Annotated in this window: 17 protein-coding genes and 1 tRNA gene; 13 read left to right on the top strand and 5 right to left on the bottom strand. The window is 61.0% G+C overall.

Annotation, left to right across the window (positions count from 1 at the left end; translation table 11 throughout):
* Window positions 1-112: 112 nt before the first annotated feature.
* The 9 genes from CBB63_RS09605 (at window position 113) to CBB63_RS09565 (ending at window position 10,636) form a co-directional block, all read left to right on the top strand.
* Window positions 113-1,351, top strand: coding sequence for an aspartate kinase (locus tag CBB63_RS09605; protein ID WP_005849367.1), 1,239 nt, complete (start codon window positions 113-115; stop codon window positions 1,349-1,351).
* Between the two features lie 161 nt (window positions 1,352-1,512).
* Window positions 1,513-3,774 (top strand): phosphoenolpyruvate--protein phosphotransferase, encoded by a 2,262-nt coding sequence (ptsP, locus tag CBB63_RS09600; RefSeq protein WP_286698982.1) that lies wholly within the window; start codon window positions 1,513-1,515, stop codon window positions 3,772-3,774.
* A 257-nt stretch (window positions 3,775-4,031) separates the two neighbouring features.
* Window positions 4,032-5,192 (top strand): iron-containing alcohol dehydrogenase, encoded by a 1,161-nt coding sequence (locus CBB63_RS09595; protein ID WP_286698981.1) that lies wholly within the window; start codon window positions 4,032-4,034, stop codon window positions 5,190-5,192.
* Window positions 5,192-5,635 carry an acyl-CoA thioesterase gene (locus CBB63_RS09590; RefSeq protein ID WP_286698980.1) on the top strand — a complete coding sequence of 148 codons (444 nt, stop codon included), beginning with the start codon at window positions 5,192-5,194 and terminating at the stop codon, window positions 5,633-5,635. The genes CBB63_RS09595 and CBB63_RS09590 overlap by 1 nt, the downstream gene beginning before the upstream one ends.
* Window positions 5,636-5,792: 157 nt before the next feature.
* Entirely contained in the window at window positions 5,793-6,953 is a 1,161-nt protein-coding gene (gene proB / locus CBB63_RS09585) for a glutamate 5-kinase (RefSeq protein ID WP_286698979.1), read from the top strand.
* A 136-nt stretch (window positions 6,954-7,089) separates the two neighbouring features.
* Window positions 7,090-7,163: transfer RNA gene (locus tag CBB63_RS09580), tRNA-Cys, on the top strand.
* A 198-nt stretch (window positions 7,164-7,361) separates the two neighbouring features.
* Window positions 7,362-8,015, top strand: a complete 654-nt coding sequence (locus tag CBB63_RS09575; protein WP_286698978.1) for a protein-L-isoaspartate O-methyltransferase family protein — start codon at window positions 7,362-7,364, stop codon at window positions 8,013-8,015.
* A 57-nt stretch (window positions 8,016-8,072) separates the two neighbouring features.
* Window positions 8,073-9,512 carry a TolC family outer membrane protein gene (locus CBB63_RS09570; protein WP_278425617.1) on the top strand — a complete coding sequence of 480 codons (1,440 nt, stop codon included), beginning with the start codon at window positions 8,073-8,075 and terminating at the stop codon, window positions 9,510-9,512.
* A 74-nt stretch (window positions 9,513-9,586) separates the two neighbouring features.
* Window positions 9,587-10,636, top strand: a complete 1,050-nt coding sequence (locus tag CBB63_RS09565; RefSeq protein ID WP_286698977.1) for a hypothetical protein — start codon at window positions 9,587-9,589, stop codon at window positions 10,634-10,636.
* 170 nt (window positions 10,637-10,806) lie between these two features.
* Here the strand turns inward: CBB63_RS09565 and CBB63_RS09560 are convergent, their stop codons facing one another.
* The gene (locus tag CBB63_RS09560; RefSeq protein ID WP_005849321.1) at window positions 10,807-11,127 is read right to left on the bottom strand and encodes a DUF6280 family protein; all 321 of its coding nucleotides are present in this window, start codon (window positions 11,125-11,127) and stop codon (window positions 10,807-10,809) included.
* Between the two features lie 220 nt (window positions 11,128-11,347).
* On the opposite strand from CBB63_RS09560, the gene efp reads away from it, so the two are divergent.
* Complete coding sequence (gene efp / locus CBB63_RS09555; RefSeq protein WP_286698976.1) at window positions 11,348-11,911, top strand: elongation factor P; 564 nt, start codon at window positions 11,348-11,350, stop codon at window positions 11,909-11,911.
* Window positions 11,912-12,126: 215 nt separating this feature from the next.
* Here the strand turns inward: efp and ygfZ are convergent, their stop codons facing one another.
* Window positions 12,127-12,870: a CAF17-like 4Fe-4S cluster assembly/insertion protein YgfZ gene (ygfZ, locus tag CBB63_RS09550; protein WP_286698975.1), complete on the bottom strand. Its 744-nt coding sequence runs from the start codon at window positions 12,868-12,870 to the stop codon at window positions 12,127-12,129.
* A gap of 66 nt (window positions 12,871-12,936) precedes the next feature.
* Between ygfZ and CBB63_RS09545 the strand changes: the two genes are divergently transcribed.
* Window positions 12,937-13,611, top strand: coding sequence for a TIGR04283 family arsenosugar biosynthesis glycosyltransferase (locus CBB63_RS09545; RefSeq protein WP_286698974.1), 675 nt, complete (start codon window positions 12,937-12,939; stop codon window positions 13,609-13,611).
* 20 nt (window positions 13,612-13,631) lie between these two features.
* Here CBB63_RS09545 and CBB63_RS09540 read toward each other — a convergent pair whose 3' ends face one another.
* Window positions 13,632-15,491 (bottom strand): ABC transporter ATP-binding protein, encoded by a 1,860-nt coding sequence (locus tag CBB63_RS09540; protein WP_286698973.1) that lies wholly within the window; start codon window positions 15,489-15,491, stop codon window positions 13,632-13,634.
* Window positions 15,492-15,640: 149 nt separating this feature from the next.
* Between CBB63_RS09540 and CBB63_RS09535 the strand changes: the two genes are divergently transcribed.
* A complete protein-coding gene (locus tag CBB63_RS09535) occupies window positions 15,641-16,849 on the top strand; it encodes a pyridoxal-phosphate-dependent aminotransferase family protein (RefSeq protein ID WP_286698972.1) in 1,209 nt (402 codons plus the stop codon).
* On the opposite strand, the gene CBB63_RS09530 is transcribed toward CBB63_RS09535, so the two are convergent.
* Window positions 16,846-17,028, bottom strand: a complete 183-nt coding sequence (locus CBB63_RS09530) for a hypothetical protein (RefSeq protein WP_037954492.1) — start codon at window positions 17,026-17,028, stop codon at window positions 16,846-16,848. The two genes, CBB63_RS09535 and CBB63_RS09530, sit on opposite strands and share 4 nt — an antisense overlap.
* Window positions 17,029-17,081: 53 nt before the next feature.
* Entirely contained in the window at window positions 17,082-18,185 is a 1,104-nt protein-coding gene (locus CBB63_RS09525; RefSeq protein WP_286698971.1) for a pyridoxal phosphate-dependent aminotransferase, read from the bottom strand.
* A 137-nt stretch (window positions 18,186-18,322) separates the two neighbouring features.
* Here CBB63_RS09525 and CBB63_RS09520 point away from each other — a divergent pair.
* On the top strand, window positions 18,323-18,557 hold a 235-nt coding region (locus tag CBB63_RS09520; RefSeq protein WP_286698970.1), incomplete at its 3' end, for an enoyl-CoA hydratase-related protein.

Genomic DNA, 18,557 nt, shown 5'->3' with positions numbered 1-18,557 from the left:
CTTGCAACTTGCGGTTCACACATAATTTCCCTGCGTTACGACAGCGGCCTGCGGGCTTGCTAAGGGCGGCGCTTGCGCGTACACCGCGCCGGAGTTTTGCAACGGGGGACATATGCCTGTTCTGGTGATGAAGTTTGGTGGCACGTCGGTGGCCACCTTGGACCGTATCCGCCGCGCGGCCAAACGCGTGGGCGTTGAAGTGGCCAAGGGCTATGACGTGATCGTCATCGTTTCCGCCATGTCGGGAAAGACGAACGAGCTGGTCGGCTGGGTGAACGAAACCTCTCCGCTATATGACGCGCGCGAATATGACGCTGTCGTCTCCTCGGGGGAGAATGTCACCGCGGGCCTGATGGCGCTGACCTTGCAGGAAATGGACGTACCGGCGCGCAGCTGGCAAGGCTGGCAAGTGCCGGTCAAGACGACCTCCGCGCATTCCTCGGCCAGGATCGAGGAAATTCCGCCTGCAAACATCATGGCGAAATTCGGCGAAGGCATGCGCGTCGCGGTTGTCGCGGGCTTTCAGGGCGTTTCCCCCGAGGGCCGGATCACCACGCTGGGGCGTGGCGGGTCGGATACCACCGCCGTCGCCTTTGCCGCTGCCTTTGATGCAGAGCGTTGCGATATCTACACCGATGTGGATGGGGTCTACACCACCGACCCGCGGGTGAGCGCCAAGGCGCGCAAGCTCGACAAGATCGCCTTTGAAGAGATGCTGGAACTGGCGTCGCTGGGGGCCAAGGTGCTGCAAACCCGGTCGGTCGAACTGGCCATGCGGTACAAGGTCAAGCTGCGCGTGCTGAGCAGTTTTGAGGAACAATCAGACGAGGCTGGAACGCTGGTCTGCGCCGAGGAGGAAATTATGGAAAGCAATGTAGTATCCGGTATCGCGTTTTCGCGTGACGAAGCAAAGATGACGCTGGTATCGGTCGCGGACCGCCCCGGCATTGCCGCCGCGATCTTTACCGCGCTCAGCGATGGTGGCGTGAACGTCGATATGATCGTTCAGAACATCTCGGAAGAGGGGCGCACCGATATGACGTGGTCCTGCCCCGTCGATCAGATCAAACGCGCGGAAGTCGCGATTGATGCCGCGAAAAAATCGGGCGAGCTGAATTTCGACGATCTGATCGCGGACACAGATGTGGCGAAAGTGTCGGTCGTGGGTATCGGCATGCGCAGCCACACCGGCGTTGCGGCGAAGATGTTTCAGGTGTTGTCGAACGAGGGTGTGAACATCAAGGTTATCACCACCTCCGAGATCAAAATCTCTGTTCTGATCGACCGCAAATACATGGAGCTGGCGGTTCAGGCGCTGCATGACGCGTTCGAGCTGGACAAACGCGCCTAATTCCCGGGCACCCCATCTGCGAAGATCACAGCGTTTTCCCGCAACAGGGGAAAACGCATCTTCCGGCCTCGGGGAGCAGATGATAGATGTCAATGATATCAGGCGTTTCAATTTTGGGACGCCTGTGATCTAAGCTGGCATCGCCGGGGGGAAATGATCACATGGCTGATGGGATAGAGACAGAAAGCCGCAAGCTGTTGGGTCGCTTACGCGATGCCATGGCCAGTGATGATGCAGGGCAGGCGCGGCTGGACAAGATCACGCATCTGATCGCGTCCTCTATGGGTTGCGAGGTCTGTTCTATCTACCTGTTCCGCGATGAAGACACGCTGGAACTTTGCGCGACCGAAGGGCTGAAGGCCGATGCGGTCCACGAGACGCGCATGAAGATGGGCGAGGGGCTGGTCGGCCGCGTCGCCAAACGCAAACGTATTATCAACACGCCAAATGCCCCGCAGGCCCCCGGTTTCCGCTTTATGCCGGAAACGGGCGAAGAACTGTATTCAAGCTTTCTGGGGATACCGGTGCAGCGCTTGGGCGAGATGCTGGGCGTTCTGGTGGTGCAATCCAAAGCCGCACGGGAATTCTCGGCTGACGAGGTTTATGCGCTGGAAGTGGTCGCCATGGTACTGGCCGAAATGACCGAGCTGGGGGCCTTTGTCGGCGAGGGTGCCGCGATGTCGGCGCGGCACAGTCAGGCGGTTCTGATCCGCGGCACCGTGGCGCAAGAGGGCGTTGCCGAAGGCCACGTCTGGCTGCACGAGCCGCGCGTTGTCGTGTCAAAGCTTGTGGCCGACGATCCTGCCAGTGAAACCGCGCGCCTGAACGAGGCTGTCGATGATTTGCGCGTCAGCGTGGATCAGATGATGGCGATGGCAGGCGGGGACAAAGACCAGCAACAGGTGCTTGAAGCCTATCGGATGTTCGCCAACTCCAAAGGCTGGTTGCGCCGGATGGAGGAAGACATCGGCCGTGGCCTGTCTGCCGAAGCGGCTGTCGAGAAAGAGCAATCTCTGGCGCGCGCCCGTATGGGGCAGGCCGCCGACGCCTATCTGCGCGAACGTCTGTCCGATCTCGATGACCTCAGCAACCGCTTGCTGCGTATTCTGACAGGGCAGGGGTCGAACACGGGGGCCGAGATGCCCACCGATCCTATTCTGGTGGCGCGCAACATCGGACCGGCTGAGCTGTTGGAATACGGCCGTTCCCTGCGCGGTATCGTGCTGGAGGGCGGATCGGTTGGCAGCCATGCCGCGATTGTCGCACGGGCGCTGGCGATCCCGCTGATCGTGCATGCCTCACGCGTGACCAATGATGCGCTGAACGGCGACCGGATCATGGTGGACGGCGAACAGGGCGTGGTGCATCTGCGCCCCGAGGAAACCGTTGCCTCTGCCTTCCGCGACAAAATCGCGATGCAGGCCGAGGCGCAGGAACGCTATGCGTCGATCCGCGACAAACCGGCGATCACCAAATGCGGCACGCGGGTCGGGCTGCATATGAACGCGGGTCTCATGGCGGATCTCCCCTCGCTTGACGGGTCAGGGGCCGAAGGGGTGGGGCTGTTCCGCACGGAGCTTCAGTTCCTTGTGCGCAGCCAGATGCCGAAACGGTCGGAGCTGTCCGCGCTTTATAGCCGTGTGTTGGATGCCGCGTCGGGCAAACGTGTGGTGTTCCGGACGTTGGATATCGGGTCGGACAAGGTGCTGCCCTATATGAAGCCCAACGACGAACCGAACCCCGCTTTGGGCTGGCGTGCGATCCGCGTCGGGCTGGACAAACCGGGCATGATGCGGATGCAGTTGCAGGCGTTGATCCGTGCGGCGAACGGGCGCCCCCTGTCGGTGATGTTCCCCTTTGTCGCGCAGTTCGAAGAATACCGCGCCGCCCGTGCCGAGGTGGACAAGACGCTCGCCCGCGAGGCGCGCTTGGGCCATGTGCTGCCGTCGCAAATCGAAGTGGGCGCGATGCTGGAGACCCCCTCGCTGGCCTTTGCCCCGACGAAGTTCTTCGAAGAGGTCGAATTCCTGTCGATCGGGGGCAACGATCTGAAGCAGTTCTTCTTTGCCGCCGACCGCGAGAACGAGCTGGTGCGCCGCCGCTATGACACGTTGAACGTCAGTTTCCTGACCTTCCTAGAGAACATCGTAGACCGTTGCCGCGAAACCGGTACGCCACTGTCGTTCTGTGGCGAGGATGCGGGCCGCCCCATTGAGGCGCTGTGCTTTGCTGCCATCGGGATCACAACGCTGTCCATGCGTCCCGCGTCCATCGGGCCGGTCAAAAGCATGTTGCACCGCTCTGATCTGGGGGAAATCCGCGAAGTGATCCATGCCGCACGTGATCGCGGAGATCAATCGGTACGTCCCGCGGTGATGGAGTATCTGCGCAGCCAGACCAACGAAGTCCGCCGCTTGCCCTGAGGGGCCTGACGGCTTGTCTGATGTGTCAAACGCGCCCGATTTATCCACGTGAGCCCTGAGTGCCGCGTCGAAAAACCCAATCGCGCAGGGCGGTTATCCACATCGGCCGCGTAGCGGGCCAGGCTCTTACCTCAGTTTCGCAGGGTGAAAAAAGAAACCGAAATAACGGCTATGCGCGTGCAGGATAATTCCCTTTAATGCCCCCAAGTCGCGGCGCGGAGGAACGCTGCAGCCAGCTATGGGAGAGGCGCGGGCATATGAACCCTTTTGTATTCAACACCACAAAATCCGTCGTATTCGAAAACGGGGCCGCCGTGCGTATCGCCGCGCTGGCAGGCGGGTTGCTGGGCAAGGCGTGCCTGTTGATCACCGACCCCGGTTTGCGCAAACTGGGCCTGTGCGACCCTTGCATCGACGCGCTTGAGAAAGCCGGTCATCAGGTCACCGTCTTCGATGATGTAGAGGCCGACCCCTCGCGCGAGACATTGATGCGCGCGGTAGAGGCAGGGCGCAGCGCGGGGGCGACCGGAGTCATCGGCTTTGGCGGCGGGTCATCGCAGGATGTGGCCAAGCTTGTGGCGCTTTTGCTTGGCTCTGAAGAGGATCTGGATGCCGCTTGGGGGGTAGGGCAGGCCAAGGGGCCGCGCCTGCCGCTGGTATTGGTCCCCACCACCGCTGGCACTGGGTCAGAGGTCACACCTGTGTCGATCATCACCGTCGGGGCAGAGGAAAAGCGCGGCGTATCCTCGCCCGTGATCCTGCCTGACATGGCCATTCTGGACGCCTCCCTGACCGTCGGTCTGCCTGCGTCGATCACCGCGGCCACAGGCGTTGACGCGATGGTGCACGCGATCGAATCCTATGCCTCGGTCAATGCCAACAACAACCCTGTGTCCAAGCTTCTCGCCCGCGAGGCGCTACGCCTGCTGGGGGCCAATATCGAAACCGTCGTTGCGGATGGCAGCAACCTTGAGGCCCGCGGCGCGATGTTGCTGGGGTCGATGCTGGCGGGGCAAGCCTTTGCCAATGCCCCCGTCGCGGCGGTACACGCGCTGGCCTATCCCATNGGTGGCACCTTCCATATCCCNCACGGGCTGTCCAACGCGCTGGTGCTGCCCCACGTGCTGCGNTTCAACGCGCCNCAAGCGGGCAGTGTCTATGCCGAGATCGCTGCCGATGCCTTCCCCGACCTGGCAGANGTCGAAGGCGGTCAGGCCCGCACCGCCGCCTTCGTTGATGCGCTGACGGATCTGTCCAAGCGGCTTGGGCTGCCGCCGCGCCTGCGCGATGTCGATATCCCCCGGTCCGCGATCCCCAAGATGGCCGAAGACGCGATGGTGCAGGCCCGTCTGCTTGTGAACAACCCGCGCGAGGTGACACAGGCCGATGCTCAGGCGATCTACGAGGCGGCTTGGTAATGGCTGCCCGCGCACCCGCTGCCACCCGTGCCGATTTCGCGGATTTCTATCCATTGCAGACGCGATGGAACGACAATGACACCTATGGGCATATGAACAACGTCGTGCACTATGCGCTGTTTGACACGGCCGTAAACGGCTGGCTGATCGAACGGGGGCTGCTGGACCCGCAGACCAGCCCCGCCTTCGGGCTCGTCGTGGAAACCGGTTGCCGCTATTTCGGAGAGATGGCCTTCCCCGACCGCGTGACAGCGGGGCTGCGGGTGGCGCAGCTTGGCAAAAGCTCCGTCCGGATGGAGCTGGGCCTGTTCCGGAACGACGAGGAAAACGCCTCTGCCGAAGGGTTCTTTGTGCATGTCTATGTAAACCGCGACGACCACCGNCCGACCGANATTCCCACCGCGACCCGTACCGCGCTAGAAGGGCTGAAAACCACGGCCTGAGCGTGGCGTAATCCCGCGCGCNCNAGCTTGGCGGTTGCAAATGCTTGGTGTCCACATGTTATACATCCCCGAATCACAGCGTTTTTCTGCGTTGCGGCATTCTGTGTCGCGCGGGATGACGCGTTGAAATTTAACAATAAACCGGAGAAATCTCCCCGTGTCCAAGAAGAAACGTATCGTCGTTAAAATCGGATCCAGCCTGTTGGCCAATGAAGAAAAGCTGACATTGCGCTATGCTTTCATGAACGGTCTCATGGCGGATTTGGGGGACCTTCAGGACCAGGGATACGAGATCATCCTGACCTCTTCAGGCTCGGTCGCGCTTGGCCTGAACATGATCGGAAAACGCCCCGAAGAGGCCGGTATTCTGGACAAGCAAGCGGCGGCCGCCTGTGGTCAGCCACTGCTGATGAACGCCTACCGTCAGGTTGCGAATGAATACAATTTTGACGTGGCGCAAATGCTGGTGACCGTCGAAGACATGGAAGAGCGTCGCCGCTTTCTGAACATCAAGAACACCATGCTGCGGCTGTTTGAAAACCAGATCTTGCCCATCATCAATGAAAACGATTCCATCGCCACACGCGACTTGAAAGTGGGCGACAATGACCGCCTTTCGGCCAAGGTGGCCCAGATGGTCGAGGCCGATCACCTGATCATCCTGACCAGCGTCGAAGGCCTGTATGACCGTGACCCCTCCGAACCCGGTGCCCAGTTCATNGAGGAAATCGAAGATGTGTCCGAACACCTCGAATCCACCAAAAGCATCAGCGAATTGGGCAGCGGCGGCATGCTGACCAAGATGCTGGCGGCCAATATGGCACAGAACGCCGGTGTCGAGACGATCATCGCCGACGGNATCATNGAACGCCCGATTTCCTCGGTACTGAACAACGAACGCCGCCACACCCGTTGTCTGGCGTCGGCCAAGGCCGCGTCGCCGCTGATGATCTGGCTNAGCAACCGTTTGCAGGTTGCCGGAACGCTGGTCGTCACGGACGAGGCTGTCCGCGCGATCACNGCCAAGGAGCGCGGCTTGCAGCGTGATGATCTGGTGTCGATCCANGGCGAATTCTCCAAAGGTGACGTGCTGCACGTCTATGATGAGCAGGGGAACGAGTTCGCCCGCGGGCTGACCAACTTCTCGTCNGAAGAGACGATCNTGATGGCGCGCAACCCCGAGATGGAGATCGAGGATGTCATCGGCTACAAAACCAAAAGCGCGGTTGTGGGGGCGGAAAACATCCTGATCCTCGAAGATCACCACCTGCAGCTCGACGCGCCCGAAGAAGACGACAAGCCCGTCATTTCNCTNTAATNGACCATTTCACGGCGGGAGATATTTTTCCCGCCGTTTTGCTTTAAACTGGGCTAGACATTTCCCCAGAAAATCGGGATAAGCGCCAAACGCATAGGGGCAGTGGCCCATGTGCCAGCCGCGTCATCGCGGCCNAGGCGAGTTGGCGGAGTGGTTACGCAGCGGATTGCAAATCCGTGTACAGGAGTTCGATTCTCCTACTCGCCTCCACTATATTNCCCTNTNTAAATTANGTTTCTCACAGGCTGACCGCGCGNGNCATGCGTCGTGGCTATGGCATCCTCTATNTTTTAACCGTATNATCCGCCAAACACGGAAAATTGCGCCTATTGACCCGACTGGCCGTTGCCCGGCGGGCGGTGATGTGGCATCTCACGAGACAAATAACTGAACGAAAGAGTTTAGCTGATGACAGATTTCACAGCCCGCCGCACCATGATGGTTGATACTCAGGTGCGCCCTTCGGATGTTACCAAGTTCCCGATCATTGATGCGATGCTNAAGGTGGCGCGCGAGGATTTTGTGCCGGTGGCCCGCCGCGAGGCNGCTTATCTGGGCGAAAACATCAGCTTGGGCGAAGGACGCGTGCTGCTTGAGCCGCGGACGCTGGCCAAGATGCTGGACGATCTTGGGGTCGAGAATGACGANCTGGTGCTCGATATCGGCTGTGGCTACGGCTATTCCTCTGCCGTGATCGCACATATGGCCGAAGCGGTCGTNGCCGTCGAGGATGACGAGCAGATGGCGAAAGAAGCGCAGGAAACCCTGATCAACGCGGANATCGACAATGTCATCGTGCACCACGGNCCGNTGGCCGAAGGGGCGCAGCANCATGGGCCCTATGANGTNGTGATCGTGCAAGGCGGCGTNGCNGACGTGCCCGAAGCGCTGNTGGCGCAGCTCAAGGATGGCGGGCGGATCGCTTGCCTGTTCATGGACGGCCCCCTGGGCGAGGTGCGTTTGGGCTACAAAAGCGAACGTGGCATCAGCTGGCGCAAAAGTTTCAACGCCGCCGCACCTGTCCTGGACGGGTTTACCCGCGTGAAAGAATTCGAGCTTTAAGCTATCAGAACTGCTGCAGATGACGGCAGATGCAGTGACACCGATGGAGTGTAAAATATGATGAATACGGGCAAGATGCGGTCCGTCCGCAGCATGATCGCGGCGTCCTGCGTCGGTTTGGGGCTGCTGGCACCGATGGCCACACAGGCAGAGACATTGGCCGATGCGCTGGTCGGGGCCTATAACAACTCGGGCCTGCTGGACCAGAACCGCGCCGTGTTGCGCGCCGCAGACGAAGATGTGGCGATCGCGAAATCCGCGCTCAAGCCGGTGCTGCAATGGACGGGGAACCTGACGCAATCCTATAATCGGTCGGTCAGCGGTGGCACCAGCACCATCCCGGCGGGTTTCAAAAGCTCTACCGATTCACTGACGACATCGGTGAATCTTGTGGCGTCGCTGCTGGTCTATGACTTCGGGTCTTCGCGCTATGCGATCGAGGCGGCAAAAGAAACCGTGCTTGCCACGCGCGAAACGCTGGTCAGCGCCGAACAGCAGATTCTGCTGCGCGCCGTTGATGCCTATATGACCGTGATCCAGACGCAGCAGCTTGTCTCTCTGGCCGAGAATAACGTGCGGGTTCTGACGCAGGAATTGCGCGCCGCCCGTGACCGTTTCGAAGTGGGGGAGGTGACCCGCACCGACGTATCGCTTGCCGAAGCACAGCTGGCCGCCGCGCGGAGCAATCTTGCCGGTGCGCAGGGCGATTTCATCAGCGCGAAAGCCTATTACAAGGTCGCCGTGGGGCGTGAGCCCGGTCGTCTAAGCCCGCCACCAAGCCTGCCGAAACTGTCCAACAGCATCGCGACCGCCAAGGCACTGGCGGTGCGTCAGCACCCCGATATCCTGACCGTCCAGCACCAGGTCGCGGCTGCCGATCTGCTGGTACGCAGCAACGAAACCGCGCTGAAGCCCAATGTCTCGGTGCAGGGGTCTTACGGTCTGACCGAGACGTTTGATTCCCAAGCCTCGACACGCAGCGGGTCGATCGGCTTTCAGGTCGGGCAAACGATCTATCAAGGCGGTGCCTTGTCGGCCGGTGTTCGCAAAAGCCAGGCGCAGCGCGACGCACAGCGCGGCAACCTGCATGTGGTGGTTAAAGACGTGGAGCGCGCGGTCAGCGATGCCTATGCGGGGCTTGCCTCTGCCCGGGCGCAGATCGAAGCCTCCCAGCGTCAGGTCCGCGCCGCACAGATCGCCTTTGACGGTATCCGCGAGGAAGCCAGCTTGGGCGCGCGCACCACACTTGATGTGCTGGACGCAGAGCAATCCTTGCTCGACGCCCGTTCTGCCCGTGTGTCGGCGCAATCGCAGCTTTATGTTGCGGCCTATTCCGTGCTCTCCGCGACGGGTCAGCTGACCGCGCAGGACCTGAAACTGCCGGTGCAGATCTATGATCCATCCGCCTATTATAATATGGTTAAGGACGGCCCGACGAAATACTCCAAAGAGGGGAAGCAGTTGGATCGTGTGCTGAAGGCGCTGCAAAAAGACTGACATTTTCACCACCCCCATTGTGAGAAGCCAACCTTCGGGTTAGACTATTCGCGAAGAACGAGTGGTGATTAAATATGTCCGAAACCGTCACAAATGCAGAGGTCGAAGACGTTCTGTCTTCGATCCGCCGTCTGGTCTCAGAGGATCGCAAACCGGCGCAGAAGCCGTCGGAAGCGCCTGCGATTGAAGAGAAACTTGTGCTGACGCCGTCCTTGCGCGTGTCCAATGACGCGCCTGTGGCCGCCCCTCGGAAAGAGGCGAAGCCAGAGGCGGTTCAGCCCCGGTCGGCGTCCTATCAGGATGCGATGCAGGACATGGATACCGACCTTGAGACGGACGAGGGGGCGGATTTGTCCGCCTCGGATCGCAATCAAGTTGCCGAAGATTTTAAGTTTATTTCCGGCCGCGAACCGCGTTTTCGCGCCCAGTTCGCTACGCCCGCAGGGGATGGCAAGCCGCAGGATACGACCGAGCCGCCGCGCAAGTTGGCCTTTAGCGCGCCACGTGCTGCGGCATACTCCACCGATATGCTCAACCTTGGCTCATCCGAGCTCGTCGATGATGTGCCACCGACGCCGGACCGGTTGAGCGCGAAAATCGCGGCCCTCGAAACAGCGATCAGCCGCATTCCCGAAAACTGGGAACCTGACGAGCCCGGCAAAAGCGATTACTCCGGCAGCGAAGACCCCGCGATGGCCTGGGAAGACGACGTTGAATTCGACGCCACCGGCGCGCCTGTGTCCGATGCCGCCCCAAACGATGCGGAAGAGGCCCTGCTGGGCGAGGATATGGGATGGCACGATGCAGTCGAGGCCCATGCACCCCAAGAGCGTGCCGAACCCCAAGACCGCGTAGTGGACGGCCCCTTTGCCACCCGCGTGACCGCAGCAGATGCGACTGTGACCGATACCACCGACGCGGCTGCCGAAGCGGCGCAGGATGATGATGCAACGCTCGGTTTCGGGCCGGATGAATATCTGGACGAAGAGATGCTGCGTGATCTGGTGTCTGAAATTGTCCGCACAGAGCTGCAGGGGGCCTTGGGTGAACGGATCACCCGCAACGTCCGCAAACTAGTGCGCCGTGAAATTCACCGCGCCCTGACGTCGCAAGATCTGGAATAAAGAGCCTTTAGCGCGAACGCGCATCTTAGTGGATAAAGGGGCTCGGGCGTCACACCTTGCCCGTTTGCGCATCAGGCGGGCGCAACGCTTTCCGGCATAGAACAATCGCATTTAGCCAAAAAAAACGCGGCCCGTGAGCCGCGTCTTTTTGTTCAAACTTTTGGCAGTCTTCAGGCAGCTTCAGCCTGTTGTGCAGCGTGGCGACGCTCGGACTCTTCGCGGGACAGGGCGACAGAGGTACGGACACCTTTGCCAACAAAGTCCATCAGACCTTCGACAACACGCTCGTTGGGGTCGATGCCCGCGCAGCTCAATACTTCGCGGCCATCGCGGGAGCGGGCCCAACGGGCAATCTGTTCAGGACCGTTGCCGTATTTTTTGTCATCGGCAATCGCATCGTCCAATGCAGCCAGTACCACAGCTGCGAAAAGTTTGCGGGCACGGTTACCTTGTTCATTGTTAAAGGCAGTGCCATCAACGAAATCTTTCATCTCGTCGTCCTTTCTATTATTCTTGCTCTTGTCATTTAGGCGTGGGGTTCCTTATGACCGAAAGAGCTCGATTCGGATACACCTTTATTGCATAACACTCATGCATTTACTGCATAGCTTTCGCGGTTGCAGCATCGGGTGCGCTGTCTTGCGGGGGTCGACGTTGATATATATAGGTCGGTCCAATCTCTCTTCAACTTCATTGCTATGGTGCTGATACATGCCAAAGATTAACGGGAACGAAATTCGGCCAGGAAATGTGCTCGAGCATAACGGTGGTCTCTGGGCAGCGGTCAAGGTCGATCATGTCAAACCGGGCAAGGGCGGCGCCTTTGCTCAGGTCGAAATGCGCAACCTGCGCAACGGGTCGAAACTGAACGAACGCTTCCGCAGCGCCGACAAGGTTGAAAAGGTCCGGCTAGAGCAAAAAGACCAACAATTCCTGTATGAAGACGCAGGTATGCTGGTTCTGATGGACACCGAAACATACGAGCAAGTGCAGCTTTCAGCCGAGCTTCTGGGAGAGCGTCGCCCCTTCTTGCAGGACGGTATGATGGTCGTGGTCGAGTATCACGAAGAAGAGGCGCTGAACGCGTCCTTGCCACAAAAAGTAACCTGTAAAATTGTCGAAACTGAACCGGTCGTCAAAGGCCAGACAGCGGCGAATTCCTTCAAGCCAGCGGTGCTTGATAACGGCGTCAAAGTGATGGTGCCGCCCTTCGTCGGACAGGACGAAGATATCATCGTGAACACCGAAACGATGGAATATTCCGAACGCGCGTAAGCTGTGGTGTGACGCTACGTCATAGCTTCGCTGCGATGCAGAGCCCCGGTGAACGCCGGGGCTCTTTTGCGTTGCGGGGCAGGCGGGGTATTGGGTTTGGAAGCCTCGGATCTCCCCAATCGCGGGTATTTGTTGCTGATATGCAACTTTTCCGGCGGGCTGCGCACGCCGTCATCTTGGCGTGCCTAATATTTACGCAGGGCCGTTGCGGGGCCTTAGCCGTCCGTCACCATGGTCACCGTGGCATCCCCCGCCTGCATCGCCGCCTTGGCGCGGTCATACCGCAGATAGGCCAGCGCATGGGTGCCGGTGCGGGTAAAGATCGTACCGGCAGGTTTGCCATCGGCGGTGATGTCCGTGCCGGGTTCTACCGGCGCGCTGATCTCGACCTGGGCCAAGCCTTTGCGCAGCTCGGTCTTGTGTTTCATGCGGGCCGTTACCTCTTGTCCGACATAGCAGCCCTTGCGAAAATCCACGCCGTTCAGCCGCTCGAACCCCATTTCGAGGATGAAGCTGTCCGAGGTAAGTTCTGCCCCGGTTTCAGGGATCATATAGGTCACCCGCAGCGCGTCCCAATCGGTGGTGTCATCGGTTTGCGGTGTGTCGCGATAGGCGCGCCAGCCCATGCGGGCATCGCGGGGGTCGCTATAGGCATCGTCCGGTGCGTTCTCTAGCCCGCGGTGCAGATGCAGGCCGGTCGCGTCTATGGTGACATCAGCCCGCAGCTTGTACATGGTCAGGCGTTGCACCAGCGCGTCGGCATCTGCCTCGGCCACGTCCAGCAAAACGCTGTCCCCGTCGGCGGACAGGAAGAAATCGGTGATGAATTTGCCTTGGGGCGTCAGGATCGCGGCATAGATCGGGGCCTGATCCAGCTTGCGGATATCATTGGTCACAAGGCCCTGCAGAAACTCGCGGGTGTCGGGGCCTGACAGTCTCAGGATGCGGCGGCTGGTCATATCGCTTGTCCTTTCAATGGTTAACATGACATATAGCAGCGCAGTTCGAAGCTGAAAGGGGCAACCATGCGCGCGCCTATATCTGTTGTCATTCCGACCTTGAATGCCGAAGCGCCCCTGACCGGCTGCCTGACCGCCCTGATGGAGGGGCTGGAGGCGGGGCTGATCCGCGAGCTGATCATCAGCGACGGGGGATCAACCGACATGACCCTGACATTGGCAGACGCATGGGGCGCAGAGATCGTCACCGGTCCGGCATCGCGGGGCGGACAGTTGCGGCGCGGCTGTGCGAAAGCGCAATCCGACTGGCTGCTGGTATTACACGCCGATACGCGGCTGGCACCGGGGTGGACGGGGCCTGTCACCGCGCATCTGCGGGGGCAGAAAGCGGGCTGGTGCCAGCTTCAATTTGACCAAGGCGGCATGGCCGGCAAAGCGGTGGCCGCTTGGGCGAACCTGCGTAGCCGTTTGGGGCTTCCCTATGGGGATCAGGGGCTGCTGCTGCCACGTGCGCTGTATCAATCGGTTGGTGGGTATCCTGATCAGCCGCTGATGGAGGATGTGGCGCTGGCTCGTGCCCTGCGCGGCCATCTGCTGGGGCTGGACGTCACTGCGGTGACGTCGGCCGACAAATACGCGCGGCAGGGCTGGTTGCGTCGCGGGGCGCGTAACCTATGGACATTGATCCGCTATTTCGCGGGGGTGGCCCCGGCCAAGCTGGCCGAGGGCTATGCCAAGTGATCAGCGTGCCGGGTGTTGGCCTAGTTGCCGAACAGCCGGAGCCCGATACGTTGCAGCAGGTTCGGCTCGACAGGTTTGAGGCCGCGTTCCATGCGCCGCATCGCCGCTAGATTGCGTCCGTCGCTGACGGTTTTTCCATCCTCGAACTGAAGCCGATAGAGATCGGCATAGATGCCGCCACGGGCTAGAAGGTCTTCGTGTTTGCCTTCGTCCATGACGCGGCCACGGTCCATCACAACGATCTTATCCGCGCCGCGGATTGTAGACAGACGGTGGGCGATGACCAAGGTGGTGCGCCCCTGCGAGAGACGGTCCAGCGCTTGCTGCACGACTTTCTCTGACTGCGCGTCCAGCGCGCTGGTGGCTTCGTCCAACAGCAGGATCGGTGTGTTGCGCAGCAGGGCGCGGGCGATCACGACACGTTGGCGCTGCCCCCCCGACAGGGCAGAGCCGCGCGGGCCGACGCGGGTTTCCAGCCCGTGTTCGAGCTTGGGCAAAAAGTCCGACACATGCGCCGCATCCAGCGCCTGCTGCAGCTCTTCGTCAGATACATTCTCGCGGCCCAATACGATATTCTCGCGCAGGGTTTCATCAAACAAAAGCGCCTCTTGCGTCACGACAGAGAACAAGCCGCGCAGCGCGGGGATGTCCATCTCTGTCAGCGGGACGCCCGCGATGCTGACGTTGCCCTCTTGCGGGTCGATCAGACGGGTCAGCAGGTTGAATATCGTCGATTTCCCCGCGCCAGATGCACCGACAAGCGCCGTCGTCTCGCCCGCCGCCGCATGCAGCGTGAGATTGTCCAGCACCTTGGCATCACCGTAAGACAGGCTCACCCCTTCAAGCGCGATATGCGGTGGGGTGGTGGGCACAGGCGTGGGTTTGGCGGGCGAGGTGAGGTGTACCGGCTCGTCCATCAGCTCTTTCAGACGTTCCAGCGCGGCAGCGGCCGTCTGCCACAACCCGCTGATCGCGCCCAGACGACGCAGCGGGTTAAAAGTGAACCCCATCGCGGTAAAGAAGGTCATGAACTGACCGATGGTTTTCTCGCCCTCGATGATTTCGTTGCCGCCATAAAGGATCACGGCCATGAACCCGAGGCCCGAGATGATGTCGATCATCCCCGGAATGGCCGAGTTCCCGAAGGAGGCACGTACCTCGGTGCGGATATAAGTTCTGGTCAGGTCGCGGTATTGCTTGGCCTGATACTTCTCGAGCGCGTTGAGCTTGATTTGCACGATGCCGTGGAAAACCTCGTCCAGCCGTGTCGACAGGGTCGCGCCCAGATCCCGTGCCTCGCGCGACCGCGCGCGCACAAAGCGCTGCGCCAATGCTGCGGGCATCACCATCAGCGGCAAGCCGATGCAGGCCAGCAGCGCCCAGACCGGATCGATAGAGATCGCGACGCCGAGCAACACAATCAGCCCGATCAAGTCGCGACCGGCACCGGTGATCACCGCCTGCCAGACCGACCCGATGGCATTCACATCCGATTGCACGCGCTGGATCAGAAACCCCGGCGGATTCTGTTGGTGAAAGGCCCCGTCCTGCACCATCATCCTGTCCAGCAGATCGATCCGCATATCAGCCGCCGACTTCTGCTTGATGCGTGTCAGCAGCACCTTTTGCACCACACCCGACACGGCGCGCAGGACGAAAATGCCCACCAGCACCAAACCAACCCACAGCAATGCGCCTTTCTCACCAGCGACGAACACCTGATCGAACATCGGCTGCATCAGCTTTGCCAAGCCGCCCATGGTCGAGGCCTCGATCGACATGAAGATGACCGCGACAAGCAGCACCCACATATGCTTTTTCAGATAGTCGCGCCAAAGCCAGGTCAGCAGTTCGCGCGAGGTATAGGTCACATCACTCATATAAAGGCCGGTTCCTTTGGGCATATACAGCTACGGGTTTACGCAGCCCTTGGGGGCAGGGCAAGCTGCCTGCGCGCTTTGTGTGATTGACGCGGCGCTTGCTGCGGATAAGTTGCAAGAGATTTTTCCTGCTGAAGGGCCCCCGTGTCATGCCGAAACTTCCCAACCTGTCACAAGGGCGCGGCTACCTCGCGATCCCCGGTCCGTCGGTCATGCCAGAGGCTGTGTTGAACGCGATGCACCGTCCGGCCCCCAATATCTATGCCGGTGAGATCGTCGATATGATGCCGCCGTTGATGGAGGATCTGCGCCGTATCGCGGGCACGCAGCATCAGGTGGCGATGTATATTGGCAACGGCCACGCCGCCTGGGAGGCATCGCTGAGCAATGTCGTAGCCCCCGGTGCCAAGGTGCTGGTGCCCGCGACAGGGCGTTTCGGTCACGGCTGGGGCGATACCGCCACAGGCATCGGGGCAGACGTCGAGGTGATGGATTTCGGCCTGCAATCCACAATGGACATCGACCGGATCGCCGATCGTCTTGAGGCGGACACCAACCACGAGATCAAAGCCGTGCTGGCCGTGCATGTGGATACCTCGACCTCGGTGGTCAATGACATCGCCGGTCTGCGCGCGGCACTGGATGCGGCGGATCACCCCGCGCTGCTGATGGTGGACTGTATCGCGTCCTTCGCCTGCGACCGCTTCGAGATGGACAATTGGGGCGCCGATGTCATGGTCACGGCCTGCCAGAAGGGGCTGATGGTCCCGCCCGGCGTGAGCTTTGTCTTTTTTAACGACCGTGCGGCTGCGGTGCGCGATGCGATGTCACGGGTCAGCCGTTTCTGGGATTGGACCCCGCGCGCCAATCCCGAGGAGTTCTACCAGTACCACTGCGGCACAGCCCCGACGCACCATATTTACGGCCTGCGCGCAGCGCTGGATATGATCCACGACGANGGGCTGGAAGCCGTCTGGCAGCGTCACGAGACNTTGGCNCGCGCNGTGTGGGCGGCCTGNGACGCNTGGGGNGCAGAGGGCGATCTTTCCNTGAACATCGCCGATCCCGCTTTGCGCAGCCANGCGGTGACAGCNCTGCGGCTCAAGGCCCCCCANGCGACNGAGCTGCGCGACTGGGTCGAAGGCAACATCGGCCTGACCCTCGGCATCGGTCTGGGCATGGCCCCCAAGGGCAGCCCCGAAAGCCACGGTTTCTTCCGTCTGGGCCACATGGGGCACGTGAANGGTCAGATGATCATGGGGATGCTCGGCGGNATAGAGGCCGGGATGTCCGCACTCGGGATCAAACGCGGCTCCGGCGCGCTAGAGGCGGCGGCGAAGGTGATCGGCGGGGCCTAGCCCCGTCGCGCGGCTATGCGATCGATCATGGCATTGACGGCCCAGCCCGACAGCGCCACCGCCAGCAAGCCCCACAGCGCCCAGATCACAACGAAAACCCACAGTATATTGACGCCGAACATCACGACGCAGGCGCTGGTATAGTTAGGGGCCGATTGGCCGCGGTCTGAAGAGCGCATGATGCCACCTCGCAACTGGTTCATGGCCCAGCATAGGCGGGATATGCGCTACGTCAGCCTTTTTTCGCATCCTCAAGGGCACCCGGCAACGCCGCGGCAAAGGCATCAAGGTTTTCTGGCGTGCCNCAGCTGACCCGAATACAGCGGTTCTGCGGCGCNGCGAAGGGCATGCGCACAAAGACGCCGCGNGCCACCAAACCGTCCAGCACNGCCTTGGCAAAGCTGCCGTCCGCCCCGCAATCAATCGCCACGAAATTCGCGGCAGAGGGAAGGGCAACCAACCCGTTATCCGCAGCGATCTGCGCAANCCGGTCCCGCGCNTCAGCGATTCGAGCCTGCACNTGGGCCAGCCAGTCGCTGTCCTGCAAGGCNGCAAGCGCCCCGGCCTGGGCCGCGCGGTTCATCCCGAAATGGTTGCGCACCTTCCCAAAGGCTGTGATCAGATCCGGTGCGCCGATGGCATAGCCNACCCGCGCNCCCGCCAGACCATGGGCCTTGGANAAGGTCCGCATCCGGATCAGACGCGGGTCATCGGCGNCAAGATCGGGGGCGGTGCCCTCGGGGGCGCAATCGATATAGGCCTCGTCCAGCACCAGCAGACAGCCCTTCGGCAATGCCTCTAGNGCGCTGGAAATGACGGGCCCNTCATGCCAGCTNCCCATGGGGTTGTCGGGGTTCGCCAGATAGACCAGCTTGGCNTCTACCTCGGCAGCTTTGGCAAATAGGGCCGCNGGATCCTCGTGATCACCGNCATAGGGCACCTTATGCAGCACACCGCCAAAGCCTGCCACGTGATAATTGAATGTCGGATAGGCCCCGTCCGAGGTCACGACCGCGTCACCCTCCGTCACCATGAGCCGCACCAGATAGCCCAGCAACCCGTCAATCCCTTCGCCCACGATGATGTTGGCGGGCGAGATACCATGATGCGCCGCAAGTGCTGCGCGCAGGTCGTGGCTTTCCGGNTCGCCGTACATCCACTGCTGNGCCTGCGCCATNGCTTCTATCGCGCGGGGAGAGGGGCCAAAGACGTTCTCGTTCGCCCCCAACCGCGCATCAAAGGCGCGCCCCATGGCGCGCTCCTGCGTTTCGGGGCCGACAAAGGGCACGGTAGAGGGCAGGGCGTCGGCAAGCGGGGTGAGGCGATACTGNGTCATGGGGATCAGCTACTGCATCTGNCNTGCTTCGGGCAAGTGACATCAGCATGCCCGCGCGCGGTTTTGGGTGCCGTAGCGTTTCGCTTTGCAACACGCAGGCTTCATGCCCAAACTCACGAAAATTCAAGGAGGACCCAATGAGCCGCGTTTCCGTTACCTATGACAATCACATCGCCCATGTGCGCCTGACCCGCGCCGATAAAATGAATGCCGTTGATCAGGATATGATCGACGCCGTCATCGCCGCCGGGAACGAGGTCGCTACATCGAACGCGCGTGTCGTCGTGATCTCGGGCGAGGGCCGGGCGTTCTGCGCAGGCATCGACATCGGCAATATGGGGGCGCTGGCGGGGGGGGGGCCGGCCGGGCGGA

The organism is Sulfitobacter sp. TMED3 (genome assembly GCF_002167505.1).
Classification (GTDB): domain Bacteria; phylum Pseudomonadota; class Alphaproteobacteria; order Rhodobacterales; family Rhodobacteraceae; genus Sulfitobacter; species Sulfitobacter pontiacus.
The sequence above is the reverse complement of the archived record's forward strand: the minus strand, read 5'-3'. Positions and strand labels throughout refer to the sequence as shown.